The organism is Williamsia sp. DF01-3 (assembly GCF_023051145.1).
In the GTDB taxonomy this organism is placed as follows: Bacteria; Actinomycetota; Actinomycetes; order Mycobacteriales; family Mycobacteriaceae; genus Williamsia.
The window spans coordinates 517,627-538,794 of sequence record NZ_JALKFS010000005.1 but is presented as its reverse complement, the minus strand read 5'-3'; the positions used below and the strand labels follow the sequence as shown (position 1 = coordinate 538,794).

Genomic DNA, 21,168 nt, shown 5'->3' with positions numbered 1-21,168 from the left:
CATACGCATCGAATCCTGCCGGTCCGAACACGGCGAGGTCGTACCAATCGAGGTCGGAGTTGACGATCCAACCAGCTGGGCCTGGGGTCGCGCACGGGTTCAGCACCACAAGCCCATGACACCACATCGGCCGACGACCTCGGAAGGAAGCGTGAATCCAGGCCAAAGCCGTCCCGTCCTCACCGCCCCTCCAACAGCGAGTCCCGAGTAGGCGACAAGCTCAGCCCGCGTTCAATCTCGCTACTGGCTTGCTGCGAAAGGATCTGCGCGCGTAGCTACTTGGAGATTCGCCGGTGTACCTGCTGAATGCGGTGCTGAACGCGCTGGCTGAGCCGTAGCCGACCCGACGACCTACCTCGTCTATTCCCAGGTCATCATGACGCAAGAGATCGCGGGCCACCGCCATCCTCCATGCCATCAAGTACTCCATGGGAGGCATGCCTACATGTCGGGTGAACCTGTCGAAGAACGCAGATCGCGACAGGGTGGCGACCTTGCTCAGTTGAGCGACCGTCCACGGCCTGTCGACGTGCTCATGCATCTGGTGGACGGCGGGGGCGAGTTTGCGGTCAGCCAGGCCGCGGAGCAGTCCAGGGGGCGTCTGTGAGGTGACCGTCGTCCGCAGTGCTTCGACGAGAAGTACCTCGACGAGCCGAGACAGCACCAGCTCACGCCCCGGTCGCTCGTGCAGGGCCTCGTCGGCCACCAGCGAGACCAGCGGCTCAAACCGTTCGACTCCACGCACGTGCACGACCGCGGGGAGCAAAGAACTCAAGAGAGTCGCGTCCGGCGAGTCGAATACGAAGCTGCCCCCTAGAATCCGCACTTCGGGCTCCTGGCCGTCTGAGTAGTCCACATCCAAGTCGTCGCCGGTCATCTCGCGCGGGTCCATCAGGACGGGCTCCACGTCATGAAATCCCGTGAGGTCGAACGCTGGAGTGGTCGGCAGCAGAACAAAATCCCCTTGCTCGAGGACGATCTCGGGCTCGGTGGCCACTGCGAGCCGGCAGCTGCCCTCCAGAACGACGCAGAACCCGGGCTGACCGAATGCGGTGTAGCGGACGCCCCACGCGCCGGCCCCGGAGATGCGCTTGGAGAACACCCCCTGCGGCCGCAGCATCTGCACCACTTCGGATAGAGGATCGGTCATCGGGACTCCCATGAGGCTGCGGTCTCTCGTGAGAAACCGGACTATCAGTAAATAACTACGGACCGTGAACTATAGATGGTCCTGTTTAGCAACACTAGTGTCGTAGACATGCAAACAATCCTGATCACCGGGGCCTCCTCCGGATACGGCCTCGAGACCGCCCGCTACTTCCACTCGAACGGGTGGAATGTCATCGCCACGATGCGCACACCCCGCGAGAACATCCTTCCCGCATCCGACCGCATCAACATCCTGCCGCTCGACGTGACGGACGCCGACAGCATCGACGCCGCGTTCGCCGAGGCGGGCCCCATCGACGTCCTGGTCAACAACGCCGGAATCGGATCTATCGGCGTGGTCGAGGCCACTCCGGTGGACAAAGCCCGCGAGTTGTTCGAGACGAACGCCTTCGCCGTCATGGCCACGACCAAAGCAGTCATCCCCCAGTTCCGCCGACGACGCTCGGGCGTTGTGGTCAACGTGAGCTCCAGCGTCGTACTGGGCGCGATGCCGCTCACAGCGATGTACAAGGCGAGCAAAATGGCCGTCGAGGGCTTCACAGCGTCGCTGGCACTCGAACTCGCGGCGTTCGATGTCCAGGCCAAACTCGTCCAGCCAGGCTACTGTCCCACAACTCAATTCACGGCCAACGGTGGAGACATCAGCGGATTCCTCCCCGACACGTACGCCGACTTCGCCGGCCCGATCTTGGAGGCCTTCAGCGTGCAAGGCAATGTCACCACGCCTCTCGACGTCGCCGAGACAGTCTGGCGCGCTGTCCACGACACCACAGGCACCCTGCGCTTCCCCGCCGGCCCCGACGCGGTTGCGCTGGCCCAAGCACACTGAACGACCCGGAGTGGAGCCCGGCTGCCGGCCGGGCTTCATTGCGGCCACTCTGCCGCACAACAAATCCCGCTCCCCCGAGAAGGCGTAGGCGGATTTTCGTTGACTTTCAGTCAATGAAACTATAGCGTCGTGCCATGGACGTCACCGATCCCTACGCCTCACCTGCCGAACCGGCTACCTGTCGCCATGGCGTGCCCACCCGGTAGCGAAACTTCAGTCCTACAAACGATTTCGCGAACCATAGGAGGATTCCACCCGTGACCGCAACGCAATTGCCTCAGATCACCTCGGCTGGTGACGTACTCGCCAACGTCAAAGAACTGCTGCCGCTGATCAAACAGCATTCGGCGGCCAACGAGCGGGACCGACGGGTGAATCCCTTGGTCATCGAAGCCCTCCGAGACGCGGGCGCATTCCGGCTGGCCGCGCCGCGACGTCACGGTGGCCTCGAGGCCGGGCTCACCTCCATGCTCGAACTGTCAGCGCTGATCGCCGAAGCCGACGGCGGAACATCTTGGGTCACAACGCTATCGAACATCCAGTCATGGTCTACGTGTCTGTATCCCCGCCAGGCGGTCGACGAGATCTACGCTGACGGACCGGACAGGATCCTGTGCGGCGTGGTCTCGCCAGGTGGTACCGCGCGCCGGGTCGAGGGTGGTTACCGTGTCACCGGCCAGTGGCCGTACGCATCCGCGAGCTTGCATGCCGAGTGGATGGGCGGTGGAGTGTGGGTGCTCGACGACGACGGTGACGAGGAAGACCAGGCAATGATCCTGGTCCCCCGCGCCGATGTTCGGGTTGAGGACACTTGGTATGTCGCCGGCATGCGCGCCTCGGGTAGCAACACCATTGTGGCCGAGGACGTATTCGTGCCTGACCATCGATTGGTCTCTATGCTCCCGGTGATGTCGGGTACGTACATGGCCGACCATCCCGACTCTGCGTTCTACCGGTCTGCGTTTGGCCCGATGCTGGTGCTCGTGCTGGTCGGGCCGCAGCTGGGCCTGGGTCGCGCTGCGCTCGATCTCGCGGTGACCAAGGCGGCCACCAAGACGTTGGCCTACACCAATATTGAACGCCAAGCGGAATCGGTGGCGTTTCAACTGCTCATCGCCGATGCTGCCACGAAGATCGATACCGCCCACCTTCACGCATATCGGGCGACCGCTGAGGTGCAGAGCTTCGCCGAGCAGAACGTCTACCCCGATTTCACCGCCAGGGCCAGAATGCGCGCGGATTCCGCTGTCGCGTTGCGCAGCATCAACAGCGCCATCAACACGCTCCTCGATGCGTCAGGCGCCGGGAGTTTCGCCGATGTCAACGCCATGCAACGTATCTGGCGCGATTCGAACGTCGCCGCGCGCCATGCGGTGATGCTGCCGCAGGTGTCGATGGAGACCTACGGCAAAGCACTGCTCGGCCAACGCGACCACATCACCGCCATCATCTGACACAGTCCGTCGTGCGCGGATCTCCCCGCCGCCAGCCACGTCATCATCCATCAGTTCCAGATATTTTGGAGTAGCGATGCCCGAGATCACCACCCGCAGACCACTTCGCACCAGCCAAGAAAAGGCCTGGGCGGTGATCTCTGACCCATCCCGATTCGAGGAATGGAACACGCTGCACACCCGGTGGGGCGCCGAGCCACCCACAGAACTGGCCCTCGGTACCAAAATCGTGGAGGTGGTCACCATCAAAGGCGTCGTGGACACCATCGACTTCACCACGTCCGCCTATGACGCACCGCGCTATGTGCAACTGGAAGGGTCTGGGAGCACCGGATCGACGGTGCAGCTCGATTTCACTGTCGATCCCGGCGGTGACGATGCCTGCGTCGCAACTCTGCACATTGTTTTCGACAGCTCCATCCTGTTCGGTCCTCTCGGCAAGATCATCCAGAAGGCGTTCGGCAAACAGCTCGAGAAGTCGCTGGACAAGCTCAGCGAACTGGTCGAATAGCCAAACAGCTGAAGAGTTCGCGGGCACGGATGCCCCGCCCTAACGAAATGGACGCTGCCATGAAGACCCGATTCAGGTGGATCGCAGCGCACGGCATTGTGCGCCACATGTTGACCCGAGCGGCTCGCGGCGGCGACTTGCAGGCGATGCTGCTTGCCGACCCATCCGCCCGGGCAGATCCACAACAGGTTTTCGAAACAATCAGAGCGTCAGGGCCACTGGTCAAAACACGGATCAACCACATCTCGGTATCTCACCGTGTCGCACACGACCTCCTGCGGTCAGACAACTTCCGGGTTACCGAGCTCGGCGCCAATCTGCCAGGACCGCTGCGATGGGCCGAGAGAAGGACCCGCTCGACGGCGCTTCACCCGCTCAAACCTTCGTCGCTGCTGGCAGTCGAACCACCCGAGCACACCCGGTACCGCAAATTGGTCTCCTCGGTGTTCACCCCACGAGCGGTTGCCAGGATGCGCGAGATGGTGCAAGGAAAGGCAGACAGCCTCCTGGACGAGATGAGTTCCGGCGCGGGCGAAATCGACATTATCGACAAGTACTGCGCGCAGCTCCCGGTCGCCGTGATCAGCACCATTCTGGGCGTCCCAGACAACGAACGTCAGCGTGTACTGGAATTCGGGGAACAGGCAGCTCCCAGCCTTGACATCGGATTGTCCTGGGATCAATTCCGGCGTGTCGAGGACGTCCTGGAGCGCTTCGACGCATGGTTGGCCAACCACCTCGATGAACTGCGCCGCAACCCTGGCGACGATCTGATGAGCGAATTGATCATGGCCACCGACGAGGGCGTCGGACTGACCAACGACGAACTGCGGGCGACCGCGGGGCTGGTTCTGGCCGCCGGATTCGAGACCACGGTCAACCTGCTCGGAAACGGCATTCGCCTCCTCCTCGACAATCCCGATCAGCTCGACATCCTGCAGCAAGATCCTGCACTGTGGCCGAACGCGGTCGAGGAGATGCTCCGTCTGGAATCCCCGGTACAACTGACCGCCCGCAGGGCGAAACATGATCTGACGCTCGAAGGCCGATCTCTGGCGCAAGGCGACCATGTCGTGCTCATTCTCGCCGGCGCCAACCGCGACCCCGAAGTGTTCGACGATCCATACCGCTTCGACGTCACCCGCGAGAACGCCAACAAACACCTGTCGTTCTCAGGCGGCCGCCACTACTGTCTCGGCGCATCGCTGGCCAAAGCGGAGACAGAAGTAGGCCTGAAAACCCTGTTCGAACGATTCCCCCACATCACCTCAGCAGGTGACGCAGTGCGCCGTGACACCCGAGTTCTGCACGGCTGGTCGACACTTCCCGTGGATCTGGGGCGGCCGACAACCATGAAGTCACACCAGTAGGGCGCACCGGCAGGTCGCCCGCGGCGACTACTTCAACGACGCCAGCGCGGCCGCGATGTCCGCGTCGGGGTCGAGCACGCTCGCCGACGACAGGCACGCGACGATCAACGATTCCATCCAACCCACCAACTGCGTGAGTTCGAAATCGTCGGGGTTGTTCAGCCACTGGATGCTTGCCTCGTCAATCGCCCCGACGGTCACACGCCCAACAAGTCGCAGGGCCCGGTTGTTCTGATCGAGGCCGAGCAGTGTCGCGAGTCCGCCGAGCACATCCCAACGAGCGGCCTCATAGATCTCCCACGCTTGAGGGTCCGCGCCGCGGCCGCCCAGCACAAGACGCAGAGCCAGACCACGGTGGTCCCGCAAATAAAGCAGGTGCTGTTCGAGCGCCGATCGCAGCAACTCACCCGCAGAAGCACCGGTGACAGCAGCAAAAGCGGCGTTCATCTGCTCCGCTGAAGCCCGTACAGCCTCCAGATAAATGCCGCGTTTGCTTTTGAAATAATGAAAGAGCAATCCATGGGCAACCCCTGCCCGCTCAGCAATATCGGCCACCGTCACCTGGTCATAATCGTTCTCGGCGAACACCTCCACCGCGATCGAGATCAGCCGCCGTTTGGTCTCCGCCTTCTGAGCCGCGCGCTTACCGAGCTTGACATCGGAAGGCTGGGACACCACATAACCTCCGTCAGTTCTCCCGTGAGAGTCAGCTTCATCCTCGCTGTCACGTCCGCAGCGTGGCCCATCATTGCCGTCGCATCCTCGTCGCAGACGAACCTGATCCTACCGGGCAGTCCCGTCCACGACGGCCGTCGGTCGTCGACGTCTCCCACCGGTTTCCGGGCGTCCCGCCGCCCTAATCGCTATCCGAGCAACGGGATCCGCTTGGCCGTCATTGCTGAGAGCTTGCGATCCATCACCGCATGAACCCGTCGGCCGAAGTCTTCGGCGGTCTCCCCTTCCTCAGCTTGCATCGCGGGTAGCACCGTGGTTGTGATCTTCGTGGGCAACGGCAGATACGGCAGTAAACCGACCAACCCGACATTGAAGCCCCACGGCGCCGAGAACGAGACGGGGAAAGTCTTCAGCCGCAACACCCTGTCGAGACCCAATCTCCGCGCAGCGCCTCTACCGCTACTCAAGACGAACAACGACTCCCCGGCGCCGGCGGTGACCACCGGAACAATGGGAACGCCGGCGTCGATGGCCAACCGCGCGAAACCGGTCCGGCCGTCGAACATGATCTTGTTGCGGTCCTGCCATGACTTGAACCCATCGATGTCACCACCAGGGAACACGAGAACGTGATCACCCGAGTCCAGCGCGCGCAAAGCCGTGTCGTGGTCGGCCGGTATCCCATCGAACATGTTGACCAGCCTGCCGACACCGAGCTTCCAGGCGATGGCATGGGTCAGGACCGAGACTCGCCGACGATCGCCGACCTGTTGATACGCCGCGGCGAAGGCAAGCAAGTTGAGATCGAATACTCCGCCGAATCCGTGATTGGCTACGAACAGCACTGGCCCCTTTGGCGTGTGGCAGCGCTGATCGACCTCCATTCGGTGGTAGCGACGTGCAACACCCACAGTCAGTTTGACCAGATGCCTCGGCACGATATCCATCCAGAAAGCTTACGGCCGATCGCCCTGCGCTACCGGCAGTCTCGAGGGCGTATATCGGCGCCACCGAGGACCCGAGGGGCGAATCAGCGGCGAAGGCCGTGTGACAGATTACTGAGCCTGTTGATGCCGCCATCGGTCAATGTTCTACGGGCCGCAAATACCAATGGCGCACGGCTCCCGACTGCGTAGAACGATCAAGGGCGCCGGTGCTGAACTGCCGAAACTATTGTCTGCGCAACTCGTTCGGCTGAGATCCCCCGCTTTTCGTTCCGATCCAGAGCATCAAGCACCTGCTGAAAGTCTGGTCCGTACACCGAGTTGTCGGCGATGTACTTGGTGCGCCGCTCGCTGATCCCCGTGTTGATCGAACCGGGCTCCACCGTGATGAGTCTGACGCCGAACGAAGTGACCTCACCCCTCGCCGCCGTCGAGAAGGCCTTCAGCGCGGCCTTGGACGCCACGTACGACGACCGGTACGCCAGCGGAAAACTTCCCAACATCGACCCGACCATGACCACCCGCCCGTACCCGCGGTGCCGCATCCCGGGTAGCACGAGTTGCGTCAGCCGTACTGGCGCAAGCACGTTGATGGTGAACAGGCGCTCGATGGCGTCCATCGGTAGGTCTTCGAGCGGACCGTTCTGACTTTCACCGGCGTTGTTGATCAGCACGTCCACCGCACCCACCTCTGCGATGCACCGCTCCGCACTTTCGGCGCTCCCCAACTCGAGAGGCACGTAACGCACGCCCTCAACGCGTGCGCTATCAGGGATGGCAGCGGGATTCCGGCTGGTGCCGTACACCCGAAAACCTTCGACGACCAACCGTTCAGCGGTGGCCTGACCGATACCCGAGGATGCCCCGGTCACCAAAGCAGTACGGACGTTCACATCTACCTCCTGAATCGTTCGGGGAACGAGGTGCCATGTCGCGGGAGGACATCGGCCGATCGGTCAGACGACAAGCGAGCCGCCGGCGACGAAAGCCGCGAGGGTGCCACACATGACTGCAGGCACCGCAGGTCTGCTTCGTGAAGTGTTGACGCCTGTGTAGCAGTATCGAGATCTACTCGACCGCGATGGTCGCGGCGAGGCGCCGGGGTCCGACCACAACGGCCGGAATCCTGTTTCCGCCCAGGGCATCGGCATTCTGGGGCTTCGAATCAGCAGACGACATTCGTTTGCGTTCCGAGATCGATCTCGCCATCTGCGGTTGCAATGCGAGCAGTGACCACGTCATCTGTCGACAGGTACTTCGGATTGCGTGCCTGGCGGGAGAAGAACAGTTTCCACTTCAACGCAGCGGGCAGCAGTTCGCCCATCTTCTGCACGAATGCGGGAGGCGCCGAGATCGCCGTCCCGACCGGCGTTCCCGTGAGCAGCAGGTCACCGGGCGCCAATGTCTGAAAACGGGCGAGCCGGGTCAGCGCGGCCGCGGGCGGGGTGAGAAGGTCATCACCGATCAGCTGATCCTGACGCACGTCACCGTTGACCGAGAGCGTCAACCGGAGTTCCCGGATCCGAGCGAACTCACTCGGTTCCAGCAGCACGAGTCGTGGACCGACAGGGGTGAACGTCGGATACGACTTGCTCTCGTACACCTGCACCTTCGTCAACTGGATCTCGCGAGCGGACACATCATTCGTCACGACGAGGCCGGCCACGAAGTCGCCCAGCGACTCAGGGGTCACCACCTGGTCGATTGGAACGTGCGCGCCGATGACAAGCCCCAATTCGATCTCATAGTCGAGCAATCCGACCTCGGGCGGTCTCCGGATCGGATCGGTGGGACCGCTGAGCGATGCAGACGACTTCCGAAAGAACGTCGGCTGCAAGTTATCCACGTCGGCGCCTGCGTCGACGGCATGTGATCGATAGTTCAGCAACTGAGCAACAACACGGCACGGCGTGGTGACCGGAGACAACGGCGCCAACGTGTCTACGGGAGTGTCACCGCCTACCGCAGCCGCGATCGCCGGGCGGTCGGCAAGTAACTCGCCTGTGGTGGTTGCGGCGGTGTCCACACGAGTCGCAACGTCGCCTTCAATCCGCCACCAGTCCGTTGCAGTGCGAATTATGCTGGTGCTCAACGAAATATGCCCTCCGCTGCCATTGGCCTCATCACAGTGTCTTGAAATTCAAGGTCTTCTTGTTCGCGACAACTTTGCCTCCGGGGCGTACACCAGCCTCACGACGTCTCAACCACGAGTGCGGTACGCCGTTGCGCAACTGGGTGAGCAGGTAGTCGGGGTCGATGTTCACCCCGATCGGGTTGTCGGCGAACTCTTCGCTGGAGAAGTAATTGGCCGTCTCTTCCGGCGTCGGAAAGTTCTCGACCTGAAACTCCAGACGCGTTCCGTCGGGATCCTCGTAGTACAACGAGATCGTGGGGCCGTGATTGATAGCCCAAACAGGCCGAATCCCATGCTCTTTGAGCCGGACGTAGTCCTCCAACAGGCCGTCGAGGGTGGGGACGGTGAAGGCGATGTGGTCGAGACCAAACAATTTGCGTCGCAGTTTGGCGAGCGGGAACAGGTACCTGACCACCGTGGGAACCGAGACGATGGCGAGTCTGTGCGACTCGTCATCCCAGGTCAGGAAGGTCACCTGCCCGTCGTCGTGGACTACGCGCGCACCGAAAACCCGTCCGTACCAGTCGATGAGTTCAGTTCGCCGCGTGGATTTGACCACCCAATGCGCGATCGCGGCAGGAGCGATGCGACCGGCTTCCACACCATTGTGAGCAGGACGAGCAGCCAAGGTCATCTCCTACTGAGTAGACAAACATCGGGACCGGAGAACTTCGTGCACGGTCGCAATACGACGTCGATGCCCTCAGAGTAGTCACTGATTGACTCTCAGTCAATGAATTGATGGTGGCGCGCTGCCGACCGTGCCACCGACGGCCGACGCACCCACCTCCCGTGTAACGGGAACAGTCTTCCGTTCGGCTCCCCAGGTTATTGATATGAGCCGGTGTCAGTGGGCGCGAAATCGTCCAGGACTCATCCCGGTGACCCGCCGAAAGGCCGTGCCGAATGCACTCGCCGACCGGTAGCCGACGCAATAGGCGACCTCGTCGATCGCCTCACCTCGCGCCAGCAACTCGATGGCGTGCTGGGCTCGCGCCGTCGCGATCCATCGACTGAACCCGACACCGGTCTCGGCGTGGAAGACCCTGGTGATGGTGCGGGTGCTGACACCGAGTCGAACCGCCCACTGCGCCAACGTGGTCGAGTCGCTGGGATCCGCCCGAATCGCCGCGACGATCGGCGACAGCAGCGCCGCCGTCGGCACTCGCAGCGACACCTCGTGCCTCGCGGGGGCGAGCACGTCGAGCACCATGGCCTCTGTCGCCGTCCGCGACGCGGGTCGAGCCCGTCGACCGTCAGCCGATCGAGCAGCAACAGCAGCAACGTGGACATCTCCACCGCCACCGGCTCGGCCGAGATCGACGGAGCCGCACGGAAACTGAACTGCGCGGCCCGCAAGGTGATGCCCTCCGGTGTCCATCCCGAATGCCGTACGCCCGCCGGCACCCACAGACCCACAGACGGCGTGATCGCCCAGATCCGCGACCCGATGGTGGCCGTCGACGCGCCGCGCTCCGTCCAGAGCAGCTCGTGCGTGGGATGGGAGTGCTCCTCCCAGAAGGTGTTACGCGCCATCACCTCGTAGTTGCCCGCGATCACAAACGGGACATCGATCGCGCCCGCTTCGTAGACCGGGAGCATTCGTTTGTCAACCGCTTCCGCAACCGGGGCGTCGGTGCGCTGACGTCCCTTCGCCGTACCGGGCGGCAGATCCTGGATCGTCATGGCAGCCGGGCCAGGTGCAGATCTGAGCGAGGGTGACCGCCGGTGCGGCGTGAGGCGTTCATGAGTTGCAGAACTCGATCAACTGATCGCGCTCGCGGTCGACTGCGCGGCGATCCGCTGCGGACACCTTCAGCAGGTACTCGACCTCCACCGTGATTCGCTTGCCGTCCTTGCGGGGATTCCATATACCCGCCACTCGGCCGTCGACGAGAACAAATCCGGGGGAACGGCCGTTGGGGGTCGTCGTCTTCTTGAACACCTCGTCGTCGATGACCCGTCGCCGATCGGCGCCCTGAGCCAGCACGATGTTGTCGAAGGGCGCAATCAGACGGGCGGGGGCGTCGACCCCCTCGTCGGCCGGCGCCAGGCCTTCGATGTCGAAGAGTTCCTCGCCGTCGGGCCCCTGCAGCTTCGCGAGCTCCCAGTCCGCTTCCATCGCCTCGACGATCGGGCGCAGACCGGTGATGCCCGACCATGTCTGAATGCCGTTGATCGACGCCGGGCCGAACCCACGCAGGTAGAGCCGGACCAGATCGGCGATGGCCTCATCCCCGGTCACGGCAGGTTCGCCCGCGCCGCACCAGTCGTCGAACAATTGATAGGTCGTGGTCGCAGAACCACGCCATGTGCCCCGCGGAGGCACCTGAACCAATGACTCCAGGCAGCGCACCACCGTCACCAGGGACGACGCGTCTGCTGCCGGCCAGCGCTCCGACAACACCGTCTTGAGGTCTTTGACAGTCATCTGATTGTCACGCAACAACTCTCGCCCGTAGTCCACCACCTCAGCAGGATCAGCATCGCCGATCAGCTTGTAGTGGTTCGACCGCAACACCTTGTCCATCAGAGGCTGGGTGAGCGGCCGGATCCATCGCGCATCTTCACTGTCGATGAGAAACACGGTGCTGCGCAGCAATGCGATCCGCACCACCTCGCGTCCATCGATCAGCTGATCGAGGTCGGCGGGGTCGAAGTCCGCAATGCGTGACCACAGACCGTAGAACGCCGACTTCGGGTCTTGCGACTGGAGACCGACGCAACGGTCGAGCACCTCGAGGACGTCTTCGTCCACCCTTTCGAGCAGATGCTGGCGCTGCAGCAGGGTCCGGTTCCACTGCCGCATCGACAACGTCGCGGTCATGATTCGCGTCGGCCTGACGACGCCCGCGCCTGCGCCAATTCGCCGAACGTGGCTGCGCGTGCATCCGAGCGGGCACCCGTATCGCCGATCTGCTTGTCCACCAGGATGACCTGACCGATGAACGGTTCCACGATCCCCACCATGCGAATCGGGGCGGCGATGATCAGCTGGAACCCGAACTGTTCAAATGCGCGGAGTGACTGCGAACTGAAGGTCTCGTCGGACTTGCTGAAGGCCTCGTCGAGCATGAGTGGCGCAAACCCCGGACGATGGTCCTCGCCGTGGCTCAGCGAAAAGCTCAGGGCCGCAGCCAGACAGAACGCCACCAGCTTCTCCTGCTCGCCACCGGAGTTGGATGCGGTGTTGCGGTAGGTGTGCACGGGCGGATCGTCCGGTGCGGCATCGAGACTCAGCTCTTTGCCGTAAAAGGTGTAGCTGTTGCGGACGTCGAGCACGTTGTCGCACCAGCGGCGGTTCTCTGCGTCGGTACCGGTGAGCCGGGCTACGAGCCCGCGGATCCGGTAGAACTGCCGCGCCAACACCGCGCCGTCACCCGACTTCGCCGCAGGCGCGTCGCGGATCATCGCGTCGACGATCTTGCCGAACTCCCGCGACTCGTCAGTGGGATTGTGCAATTGCGCGATCTGCAGGTAGGTGCCCTCGTTGAAGTCGACCCTGCGCAGGCCTGTGTTGACCTCGGCAATGCCCTGTGTGATGCGCTTGTTGGTGTCGCCGATCTCCTTGTACAAGTTGGAGACCGAGTGGCTGATGTCGGTGGTGATGAGCTGCCGGAACCGTTGCTGTGTCGACGCCAGACCGTGCTCGACCAGGCTCTGGTGAATCGACACCAGATCCGACGCGTACTCCACCGTGGCGCTCAGATTCGCTGCGGCCTCCGGCCACTCCCGCAGGAAGGCCTCGGCGGCGCGGACAATTCGGTTCTCGGCACCGTCACGTTCGGCATTCGCCTTGCCCACAACGGCTTCGAGCGAATTGCGCAGATCAGACCGCACCTCGCCGTAGTTGTCCAGGGTCAGTGTCTTGCCGCCATCGGCGAGCGTCTCGGCGAGCACCTCGGCGAGATACTCCCGGTCGGAATCCTCGAGTTTGGTGCCCTCGTTCTTGACCTGCTCGAACTCGGCGAACCATCGATCCCAGTCCGAGCCGATGTGTCCCAGTTGATCGCCCAGCGCACCCACCCGAGCGACGGCCTCTCGCCAGTCGGCCCGGGCGATCTCCACCTGCTCCTCGAGTTCGGCGAGATCCACCCGGTTTTCGCGAACGCGATCGATGCGGGCGTTGAGTTCGTCGGCATCTCGCCGCGACGACCACCAGTTCAGCTCGGCCCACGACGCGTACCCGGTCAGGGCATCGGCGTTCTTCGCGCGTTCGCGGTTTTGCTCCAACAGGTCCCGCTTGTCCTGAGCCGCCTGCCGCGCCTGCTGGTACCGAAGTTCGAGCTCGGCCTTGAGCTCCTCGAGAGCCGAGCGCTTACCGTCGGTGTTGGAGCCGAGGATCCACTGTGTGCGGTCGGACACCGAACGCCGGTCGTCTTTGCGGAAACGGTCACGACCGGACTTCACCAGACCCTGCGGAGTGACCGCCAGCGTGTGCTCATCGAGCTGAGACGGCAGATCCACACAGATGTGCTCGGCGCTGTGGGCGACAACTGTGGCCAGCCACGCTCCGGCGGGGTGTTTCCGGTCTACGATCAGTTTCTCGGCGAGCGAACCGCGAACAGGGTCGGCAGCAACCGCTGAGTCCTCCTGATAGACGCGGTATTCGAGTACCCCGCCGATGTTGGTCCGGTTGACGAACTCGCCGATGGTGGTGCGGTGCCGAGCCGGCACCAGCATGGTCATGCCCAGTCCGCGCAGCACTCTCTCGGCGGCCCCGGCCCAACGGTCCTTGGCGGCGGGGTCGACGTCGATGAGTTCGGCGGCGAACGGCAATTCGGCGGGCGGGACCCCGGTGGCCTGCGCGATGCCGTCGCGTTGTGCCAGCACTTCGCGTGGCAGCAGCGACCGCCGGGTGTTCAGGCTCGCCAGCTCTTCCACGACCGCCTCGAACTCTCGCCGCGCATCGGTCTCGGCGGCGAAGAAGCTGTGTGCCGTGGTGGCCAACCTGTCGGCGGCTTCTCTTGCCGCCCTGGCGATCTCCGGGGCTCGCATCCGCAGGGCGGCGAACTCGTCCTGGGTCTCGGGGGTCTGCTCCCCCAGTCCGCCCACCAACGTCGCATACCGTTCGTAGGCGCGGTTCCGGGCCGTCACCTGCGCCTCGAAGGATTTGAGCTCCGATTCCAGTGTGGTGAGCTCGCCCTTCTCGGCGGTCAATTGGTCGCGCAGCGAGCTGTGGCGCTCCTCGCGTTCGTCTGCGAGGTTCTCCCAGTTGGCCACCTCGTTGTCCAACCGCATCCGGTCGGCGTCGATCTGATCCAGACGCTGTTGCAGGAGCGTCAGCCGGTGCTCGCGCATGAACGCCCTCATCGGCGGACCCAGCAGCGTGCCCGCTCGGGTCGTGGATTCTTCAGCGCTGCAATATGTTTCCCAGGCCGCCGGGATCGGTCGGAGGACCTGTTCCTGCGCGTTGGCGCGGGCCGCGGCCTGATACGCCTCGTCGAGTTGAGTGAAGTTCTCCACCAGCCGTTCGGCTTTGGCGTAGGTGTCGGGTCGATCGAGCATGTACGTCCGGATGAACAGGTTGAGATCACCGACGTTTTTCATGGCCTTCGCCTTGCCCATCAAAGACAAGGCTGCCGACGACTGGCCGATTCCCACACGTCGCCTCAGCGCCTCCTGGTAGGCGCTCTGCACATCGAAGCATTCCACAGTCGGATTGGCCGACCGGTACCGGCGGATGTCAAATCCGTTCTGTGCCCATCTGTTCAGGCCGAGTAGGTCGAAATGCCCGTCATGCAGCTGGTACCACGACCGCAGTGAACTGCCGTCGGTGCCCGACCCCGGGAACCACTTGATCGCCACCGCAGTGGTGGCAGATCCTGCGCCGTTGTCGTAGGTCGCCGCGATCGCCGACCAGGTGGCGCCATCCGCCCTCAGGTACTGCACCTGCGACTGGTTGTACCGGTCGTCGTTCTCCGCCCACGCGCCGCGCACGTAGTCGGCCATCGATCGGGCCGCCTTCTTCGCGCCCTTCGCGGACAGATCGGCCGACGCGTTGAACACCTGATCGTAGGTGGGCAGCAACACCACCGAATGACCGTCCATCATCGATGACTTGCCCGACCCGGACGGCCCGGTGAGCATCACGCCCCGCTCGTCGATCGGATAGTCCTTGTACCCGTCGAAGGTTCCCCAGTTGACCAGTTGCAGCCTGGTCAAACGGAATTGGCCGATGTTGAGGGTGCGCTTGCCCGCCGGGGCGGCCAGTGGCGATGGCGTATCGCGGTCAACCGGCCCGGATCCGCCGGCTGCGTCCACTTCCAGGATCTCGGTCATGACGTGCGCTCCTGGTCATCGAGTTCGGTGAGGTCGGTGCCCTCTTCGGTGTGCTCACCGGCAAGCCTGCGGTAGGCCTCTGTGTAGGCAGCCACCTGTTCGGGCCCGAGGAGCGAAGCGATCACCCCGTGCACCACAAACCGGTCCGTTCCCGGCAACGCTCGAATGATCTTTCGCGATTCGAGCTGATTGATGGCGGCATCGATCCGCTTGATGAAGCCCGCCTCGTCGGTGTCGGACACCGGCTTGTAGGTGAGCATGTGGTCGATGATCTCGCCGCGTTCGGTCACCACCGATTCATCGGCGCTGGTCAAGTACTTCTGTCGCAGGAACAGTGCAAGGACCGACGCTGCCAGGGTGAGTGTCTGCGCTCGCAAGATGTTCCGCTGCCGCGGGTCGTTCTCGGACACCTGGCGGGTGAACGCGTACTTGTGCTCGCGGTTGATCTCCAGCTGGAGATTCAGCTCCGACAGGCGAGACCGAATGATCTCCTCGTGCACCTCGATGGTCTTCCAGTTGCGAGACCGCGCCGACACGTGTGCGGCGGCGACCAACTCCTGCAGCGCGTAACAGACCGGCGCAGGCAGAGCCGAGGTATCGCCGTCGAAGCGGGCGTCGATCCGCGCCTCACTGATCGTTCCGACCGGCTCGGATCCGTCGAATGCGAAGTGTGACAGGTCAACCGATGGTTCACTGATCGCTTCGGGTGAGTCGACAAAAAGATCGTCGCCCTCCTGGACCACCACATCATCTTCTGGCGTGCTCACCGGGTGGCACCTCGGACAGGCTCGGCTGGTTCATCGAGCAAATGCATCACCTCGTGTGGCTGAGCGGTTATCGGATCGGGCAGCTTGTGTGTGAATCGGACTGCGGGCAAACGGATCTCGCGCATACCGCGAGCGGTGTGGGCGAGCACGGTGACCTCGTCCTGGCCGTGTTCTGCGGCGCCATGGCGCTGCGCCAGCGACCAGATGCCGATCACGTCACCGGTACGGGCCGTGGGCAACAACGCCAGCACATCGTCGATCTCGGCGGGACCGTCGGCCACGGCCTCGTTCACCGCGTCGGTCAATGCATGCCAATCGATCGATTCGGCGCCCACCAGGTCGGCGGGGTCGATGTTGATCTCACCCACGGTGTCGGCAACCGCCCCAGGCGAATCCACGATCCCGTCGTGAAAGATCAACGCGCCGACCGAATTGGACACAGCGGCGCTCATCGGTACCGCGATACCAAGGTCTTTACCTGGCCCCGCGTGCACGAACGCAGCGGCCGCGGCGCGCTGCGCGTCGGCGATCTGGCTGCGCAACGCGCGATAGTGGAGGAAGTCGCCGTCTTTGACGAAGGTGTTGATGCGCCGGTAGACCTGACCACGCACCTCGTCCACCGACTGCACCTCATCCCACATCCGGTCGATGAAACCGGTGAGTGTGTCGAGGATGTCGTGCGGGAGATTCGGGATCCCCTCGGCGATCTGCCGGATGCTCGACTCGAGATCGTCGCGTAAGCGGTGATCCGCGATCAGTGTGTAGAACGTGTCGAAGGCCTTGCCCTCGTCGGAGTCCGCCAGCGCGTCGTGGCCGTCGAACATCCGGTTGAGCACGTCGGCATGCGAACCGTGCTCGGCGTCGAGGCCACTGGTGAGCAGGGCGCGGGAGTTCTCACGCATCTTCTCGCCGTATCCGATGATGTCGGCGGGCATCCGCTCGGCCAGCGACGTGACCATGCGGATGTCGTCGAGCACCCGTCGCGAATCGACCGCCGGGATGGCGCCGGCTGCTAGTTCTTCCCGCCGTCTGGTGAGCTCGGCGATCTTCTGATCGATGTCGCGGATGTGCTCGCCGGGATCCGGGTTGATCGACACAGCGATGTTCGACAGCCGCGACATCACCAGTTCGAGCACGGTCTCGGTGGCCACCGTGCGGTTACGGCGTACGGCCTGAACCTGCGCGATGGCCTGCGTGGCGCCGCGGGTGAGCTGGTACCGCTCTCGCTGGGAGTCGGCGTGCAGGGTTCGGGCGAGATAACCCGCCCGCACCCAGCGGTCCAACAAGTCGTCGGCCGTGGGCAGTTCCCAGCCTCGCTCGGTCCAGTGCGCGGCCAACTCCGCCAGGTCGCGGTCGATACCCGCCGCGAGATGGTCGCCGTCCACCTGACCGTCGGCCAGACGCGCGGCCATGATCGCGAGATAGGGCACCGCGTTCCGGGACCTCAGCAGTTGCAGGGTGACATCGCTGTCCGCGTTGTCCCCGTAGGCGGCGTAGAGCTGCGCCGCTGTCGGGCGTGCCATCGGACCACCTCACTTTTTCCTGCCATGGCGAGCTCACCCACCGACCTGCTGCCCGCAGCTCGGCGCTCATGACGGGCGGCAAGGCCCATCTGGTTGCCCGCAGCGATGATAGTTGGCCGACGCCGCACTGTCGGTCCGCGGTCGTGCCGACCCGGTGTCGATCAGCGGTAGATCTCGGCGTAGATGGCTTCGATCTCTCCCGCGTTCGGAACCCGTGGGTTGTTGGCGGGCGACCCCGACTCCAGTGCCTGCTCGGCCATCAGTGCGGCCAGTCCGAACCAGCGGTCACGGGCGATGCCACATTCGCTCGGAGTCGGGACGGCGAGGTCGCGGCACAGATCGACGATGGCGTCGACCAGTTGTTCGGCGGCCACCTCATCAGAGGTGTTCGGGTCCGCGCACCCGAACGCGCGAGCACAGTCGGCGTACCGGGAGGTCGCCGCCGACAAGGAGAACCGGGTGACCGCGGGGAACAGCATGGCATTCGACAGTCCGTGTGCGAGATGGAAGTGCGCCCCGATGGGCCGGCTCATCCCGTGGACCAGGGCCACGCTGGAGTTCGAGAATGCGATCCCCGCCTGCGTGGAGGCCAGCATCATCGCTTCCCGGGCCTCACGATCGGAGCCGTCGGTGTAGGCCCTGCGCAGATTCCGGCCGATGGTCGTGATCGCCGAAAGACTGAACCCGTCGGAAAACGGGTTGTTCTTCCGGCTGACGTAGGCCTCCACCGCGTGGGTCAGCGCATCGATACCCGTGTCGGCGGTGAGACGCGGCGGCATCGTCATGGTGAGCTCGAAGTCGACGATCGCGGCCACCGGCAGAAACGCCCGACCGATGCACAACATCTTCTCGTCGCTCTCGCTGTCGGTGATGATCGTGAACTGGGTGGCCTCCGAACCACTGCCTGCCGTGGTTGGCACGGCGACCACCGGTAGGCCCGCGCGGTCATTGCGCGCGGGCGCCTTGTAGTCGCGCATCGAGCCGCCTTCGACGGCGAGCAGAGCCAGGGCTTTCGCGGTGTCCATCGGACTGCCCCCACCGAATCCGACAAGGAGATCGGCACCGTGGTCGCGCACCGCACGAAGCCCGGCGTCAAGCGAGGCCGTCGTGGGGTCGGGCACTGTTCCGTCGAAATACACCGCATCGAGGCCGGCCTCAGTCAGTGCGCTGATCAGCTGATCAACCCTCCCACTGCCCGCCAGGTAGCTGTCGGTGATGACCATCGGACGCCGCGACGCCAATCCGGTCACCACGTCGACCAGCTGATCGAGTGCGCCCGCCCCGATCCGCATCTCGCGCGGTAGACCGACTGTGCTGACCAATGGCTGAATCCTTTCGCCACGGGGTGTTCCGTCACCCACTGCAAAGCGCGGACCTCGACACCCTCTTGTACGACCACCCTATTGCGGCGACGTCCATCCCGACCCGGAGATCGCCGACAGCGGCCCGTCGGACCTGGTCGAACGACCCACATCTGCCCTCAGGGACCCGACGCTAGCTCGGTGCCCGTTCCCCATCGGCCACAGCTTGAGTACTGCGCCCATACGTGTTTAGCTGTGCATCACCGGGGTATGTGATCGTTATCACTGATGATCCGCGGGACCACGAGTTGACGAGGGGAGATCGGGTGGCAGCCTCGACCGACAGCGGCAGCGGCGTACCGGTTTTCGACCGCCGGCCCCGTTCATGGCCTGGCGCCGAGCCCATCAACGTCGGGGCACGATGCATCACCACCGGCATCAGCGTGCTCGCTCTGTTCCTCCTTTTGCTCGCTTTGATTTTTGTCGCTTAGCGGCTAGTCGATCCGACTGTGGTCGACCGCGAATGCGGCACACCGGCACCTGTGAAACACCCCAGCGCAACCCCCGCAAACCTCAACTGGGCTTGAGGCGCATTGCTCACGTCCTATTGCACAACCCAATCTCCTGAGCAAGGGTGGAAGTTGCACTCGAGGGATAGATCCCAGAGGACATCAATAAGGGGGCACGCGTGTCCCCACATAGTGAGAGGAACAATGTGTCTGAATACACCTTGCCGGATCTGGACTACGACTACGCAGCTCTCGAGCCGCACATCTCCGGCAGGATCATGGAGCTGCACCACAGCAAGCACCACGCCACCTATGTGAAGGGCGTGAACACCGCACTGGAGAAGTTGGCGGCTGCGCGCGAAGACGGCACGATCGCCGACAAGGTCTTCCAGCTGTCGGCCAACCTGGCCTTCCACCTCGGCGGCCACACGAACCACTCGATCTTCTGGAAGAACCTGTCGCCCAACGGTGGCGACAAGCCCGAAGGCGAACTGGCAGCGGCAATCGATGACCAGTTCGGCGGATTCGACAAGTTCCAGGCGCACTTCACCGCTGCGGCAACCACTTTGCAGGGCAGCGGCTGGGCGATCCTCGGATACGACACCATCGAGGGCAAGCTCGTCATCCAGCAGCTCACCGACCAGCACGGCAACACCTCGGTGGGCCTGATCCCCGTGGTCATGCTGGACATGTGGGAGCACGCCTTCTACCTCGACTACCAGAACGTCAAGCCTGACTACGTCAAGGCTTGGTGGAATGTCGTCAACTGGGCAGACGCCGCGGAGCGTTTTGCCAAGGCACAGGCGCAGGGCTCCGGCTTGATCGTGCCCGCATAAGCACTTTCGTACAACCCTTTCGCAGGCGGCGGTCACCCCACTCGGGTGGCCGCCGTCGGCGTCTTCGCCCCCAGAGGGAAACTTCCTGTTAACCGCCGCGATTAGCACTCGAGTCGGGTTGTGTGCCAATCGTTTACCGGGCATGCTGCGAATAGAGTTCGACACCTGGTCAAAGGCGACCTGAGCAGAGGAACTTCCGGCAACAGGAGGTAACCATGAGCGAGGACGCCACCGGCCATGAAAAGTCGCGGTCCGGGTCGATACCCATCGGGCTGACCCCGTTCCACCGCCACGGCGAGCTACGCGGAATCCTGATCTCGGGCCGCTGGCCCGACACCACCCTGGAGTGGACGCAGACGCTCGTAGCATCGGTGCGCATCGCCTGCCGGCCGGGATTTCTCCGCACCACCACCGTGTTCAGCGTCATCGAGGACAAACCAGAGGTGTGCGACCCCGACACCGTGGGGTTGATGCTCGCCGTCGGCAGCGTGATCGACAACAACTTCACCGAGGCGGGCCCTTTTTACACGCCGCCGCCCGCGTTGTTCATGCTCCATCCCCCGTCCGAGACTCGACCGTCCCTGCCCGAGTGTGCAGACGTGGCCTCGGGGTGCGTACTGCTGCCAGGACTTCCCGAACTCGGCCTCGAACACCGCGCAGGATGGGCCGAGGCCGAAGCCGACGGCACCGTGGTGACCCTGCGCAATCAGGTAGGTCTGGATCTGGGAACCGATCCCGATACCGCCGTCCTGGCGATGCTCCTCGCTGCTTGAGTAGTGGCACCGGTTGGGAAACTGGCCGACGCTCGCTCTGCGGGGCGAGCAAACCCGGGTAGTACGAGCGGAAGGTCCGACCCGCTCGGG

General features: G+C 63.7%; 19 protein-coding genes and 1 pseudogene. 7 read left to right on the top strand and 13 right to left on the bottom strand.

Annotated elements, in window-relative coordinates; translation table 11 throughout:
* Positions 1 to 220: 220 nt before the first annotated feature.
* On the bottom strand, positions 221 to 1,150 hold the full coding sequence (locus tag MVA47_RS04415; protein ID WP_247206829.1) for an AraC family transcriptional regulator: 930 nt from the start codon (positions 1,148 to 1,150) through the stop codon (positions 221 to 223).
* A gap of 108 nt (positions 1,151 to 1,258) precedes the next feature.
* Here MVA47_RS04415 and MVA47_RS04410 point away from each other — a divergent pair, with 108 nt between their 5' ends.
* The 4 genes from MVA47_RS04410 (at position 1,259) to MVA47_RS04395 (ending at position 5,334) form a co-directional block, all read left to right on the top strand.
* Entirely contained in the window at positions 1,259 to 1,999 is a 741-nt protein-coding gene (locus tag MVA47_RS04410) for an SDR family NAD(P)-dependent oxidoreductase (protein WP_247206828.1), read from the top strand.
* A gap of 257 nt (positions 2,000 to 2,256) precedes the next feature.
* Positions 2,257 to 3,453 (top strand): oxidoreductase, encoded by a 1,197-nt coding sequence (locus tag MVA47_RS04405; protein WP_247206827.1) that lies wholly within the window; start codon positions 2,257 to 2,259, stop codon positions 3,451 to 3,453.
* Positions 3,454 to 3,529: 76 nt separating this feature from the next.
* Positions 3,530 to 3,964 carry an SRPBCC family protein gene (locus MVA47_RS04400; protein ID WP_247206826.1) on the top strand — a complete coding sequence of 145 codons (435 nt, stop codon included), beginning with the start codon at positions 3,530 to 3,532 and terminating at the stop codon, positions 3,962 to 3,964.
* A 59-nt stretch (positions 3,965 to 4,023) separates the two neighbouring features.
* Positions 4,024 to 5,334 (top strand): cytochrome P450, encoded by a 1,311-nt coding sequence (locus tag MVA47_RS04395; RefSeq protein WP_247206825.1) that lies wholly within the window; start codon positions 4,024 to 4,026, stop codon positions 5,332 to 5,334.
* 27 nt (positions 5,335 to 5,361) lie between these two features.
* Here MVA47_RS04395 and MVA47_RS04390 read toward each other — a convergent pair whose 3' ends face one another.
* From MVA47_RS04390 to MVA47_RS04335, 12 genes and pseudogenes are all read right to left on the bottom strand, one after another.
* On the bottom strand, positions 5,362 to 5,928 hold the full coding sequence (locus MVA47_RS04390) for a helix-turn-helix domain-containing protein (protein ID WP_308280622.1): 567 nt from the start codon (positions 5,926 to 5,928) through the stop codon (positions 5,362 to 5,364).
* A 269-nt stretch (positions 5,929 to 6,197) separates the two neighbouring features.
* Positions 6,198 to 6,956, bottom strand: a complete 759-nt coding sequence (locus tag MVA47_RS04385) for a 1-acyl-sn-glycerol-3-phosphate acyltransferase (protein ID WP_247206823.1) — start codon at positions 6,954 to 6,956, stop codon at positions 6,198 to 6,200.
* 194 nt (positions 6,957 to 7,150) lie between these two features.
* Positions 7,151 to 7,846, bottom strand: a complete 696-nt coding sequence (locus MVA47_RS04380) for an SDR family oxidoreductase (protein ID WP_247206822.1) — start codon at positions 7,844 to 7,846, stop codon at positions 7,151 to 7,153.
* A 272-nt stretch (positions 7,847 to 8,118) separates the two neighbouring features.
* The gene (locus MVA47_RS04375) at positions 8,119 to 9,045 is read right to left on the bottom strand and encodes a fumarylacetoacetate hydrolase family protein (protein ID WP_247206821.1); all 927 of its coding nucleotides are present in this window, start codon (positions 9,043 to 9,045) and stop codon (positions 8,119 to 8,121) included.
* A 31-nt stretch (positions 9,046 to 9,076) separates the two neighbouring features.
* On the bottom strand, positions 9,077 to 9,721 hold the full coding sequence (locus MVA47_RS04370) for a VOC family protein (protein ID WP_247206820.1): 645 nt from the start codon (positions 9,719 to 9,721) through the stop codon (positions 9,077 to 9,079).
* A 213-nt stretch (positions 9,722 to 9,934) separates the two neighbouring features.
* The gene (locus MVA47_RS04365) at positions 9,935 to 10,288 is read right to left on the bottom strand and encodes a helix-turn-helix transcriptional regulator (protein WP_247206819.1); all 354 of its coding nucleotides are present in this window, start codon (positions 10,286 to 10,288) and stop codon (positions 9,935 to 9,937) included.
* A 170-nt stretch (positions 10,289 to 10,458) separates the two neighbouring features.
* A pseudogene (locus MVA47_RS04360) lies at positions 10,459 to 10,623 on the bottom strand (AraC family ligand binding domain-containing protein); the annotation flags it as partial.
* Between the two features lie 208 nt (positions 10,624 to 10,831).
* Entirely contained in the window at positions 10,832 to 11,914 is a 1,083-nt protein-coding gene (locus tag MVA47_RS04355) for a winged helix DNA-binding domain-containing protein (RefSeq protein WP_247206818.1), read from the bottom strand.
* Positions 11,911 to 15,369, bottom strand: a complete 3,459-nt coding sequence (locus tag MVA47_RS04350; protein WP_247206817.1) for an ATP-binding protein — start codon at positions 15,367 to 15,369, stop codon at positions 11,911 to 11,913. The genes MVA47_RS04355 and MVA47_RS04350 overlap by 4 nt, the downstream gene beginning before the upstream one ends.
* Positions 15,366 to 16,136, bottom strand: a complete 771-nt coding sequence (locus tag MVA47_RS04345; RefSeq protein WP_062794655.1) for a DUF4194 domain-containing protein — start codon at positions 16,134 to 16,136, stop codon at positions 15,366 to 15,368. Before MVA47_RS04345 ends, MVA47_RS04350 begins: the two co-directional genes overlap by 4 nt.
* The gene (locus tag MVA47_RS04340; protein ID WP_247206816.1) at positions 16,133 to 17,659 is read right to left on the bottom strand and encodes a DUF3375 family protein; all 1,527 of its coding nucleotides are present in this window, start codon (positions 17,657 to 17,659) and stop codon (positions 16,133 to 16,135) included. Before MVA47_RS04340 ends, MVA47_RS04345 begins: the two co-directional genes overlap by 4 nt.
* Before the next feature lie 161 nt (positions 17,660 to 17,820).
* Complete coding sequence (locus MVA47_RS04335; RefSeq protein ID WP_247206815.1) at positions 17,821 to 18,981, bottom strand: iron-containing alcohol dehydrogenase; 1,161 nt, start codon at positions 18,979 to 18,981, stop codon at positions 17,821 to 17,823.
* Between the two features lie 305 nt (positions 18,982 to 19,286).
* Here MVA47_RS04335 and MVA47_RS04330 point away from each other — a divergent pair, with 305 nt between their 5' ends.
* From MVA47_RS04330 to MVA47_RS04320, 3 genes are all read left to right on the top strand, one after another.
* Positions 19,287 to 19,451, top strand: a complete 165-nt coding sequence (locus MVA47_RS04330; protein WP_157366777.1) for a hypothetical protein — start codon at positions 19,287 to 19,289, stop codon at positions 19,449 to 19,451.
* A 224-nt stretch (positions 19,452 to 19,675) separates the two neighbouring features.
* Positions 19,676 to 20,305 (top strand): superoxide dismutase, encoded by a 630-nt coding sequence (locus tag MVA47_RS04325; protein ID WP_030167355.1) that lies wholly within the window; start codon positions 19,676 to 19,678, stop codon positions 20,303 to 20,305.
* Between the two features lie 215 nt (positions 20,306 to 20,520).
* Positions 20,521 to 21,078, top strand: coding sequence for a peptidase (locus tag MVA47_RS04320; protein ID WP_247206814.1), 558 nt, complete (start codon positions 20,521 to 20,523; stop codon positions 21,076 to 21,078).
* Positions 21,079 to 21,168: the final 90 nt, after the last annotated feature.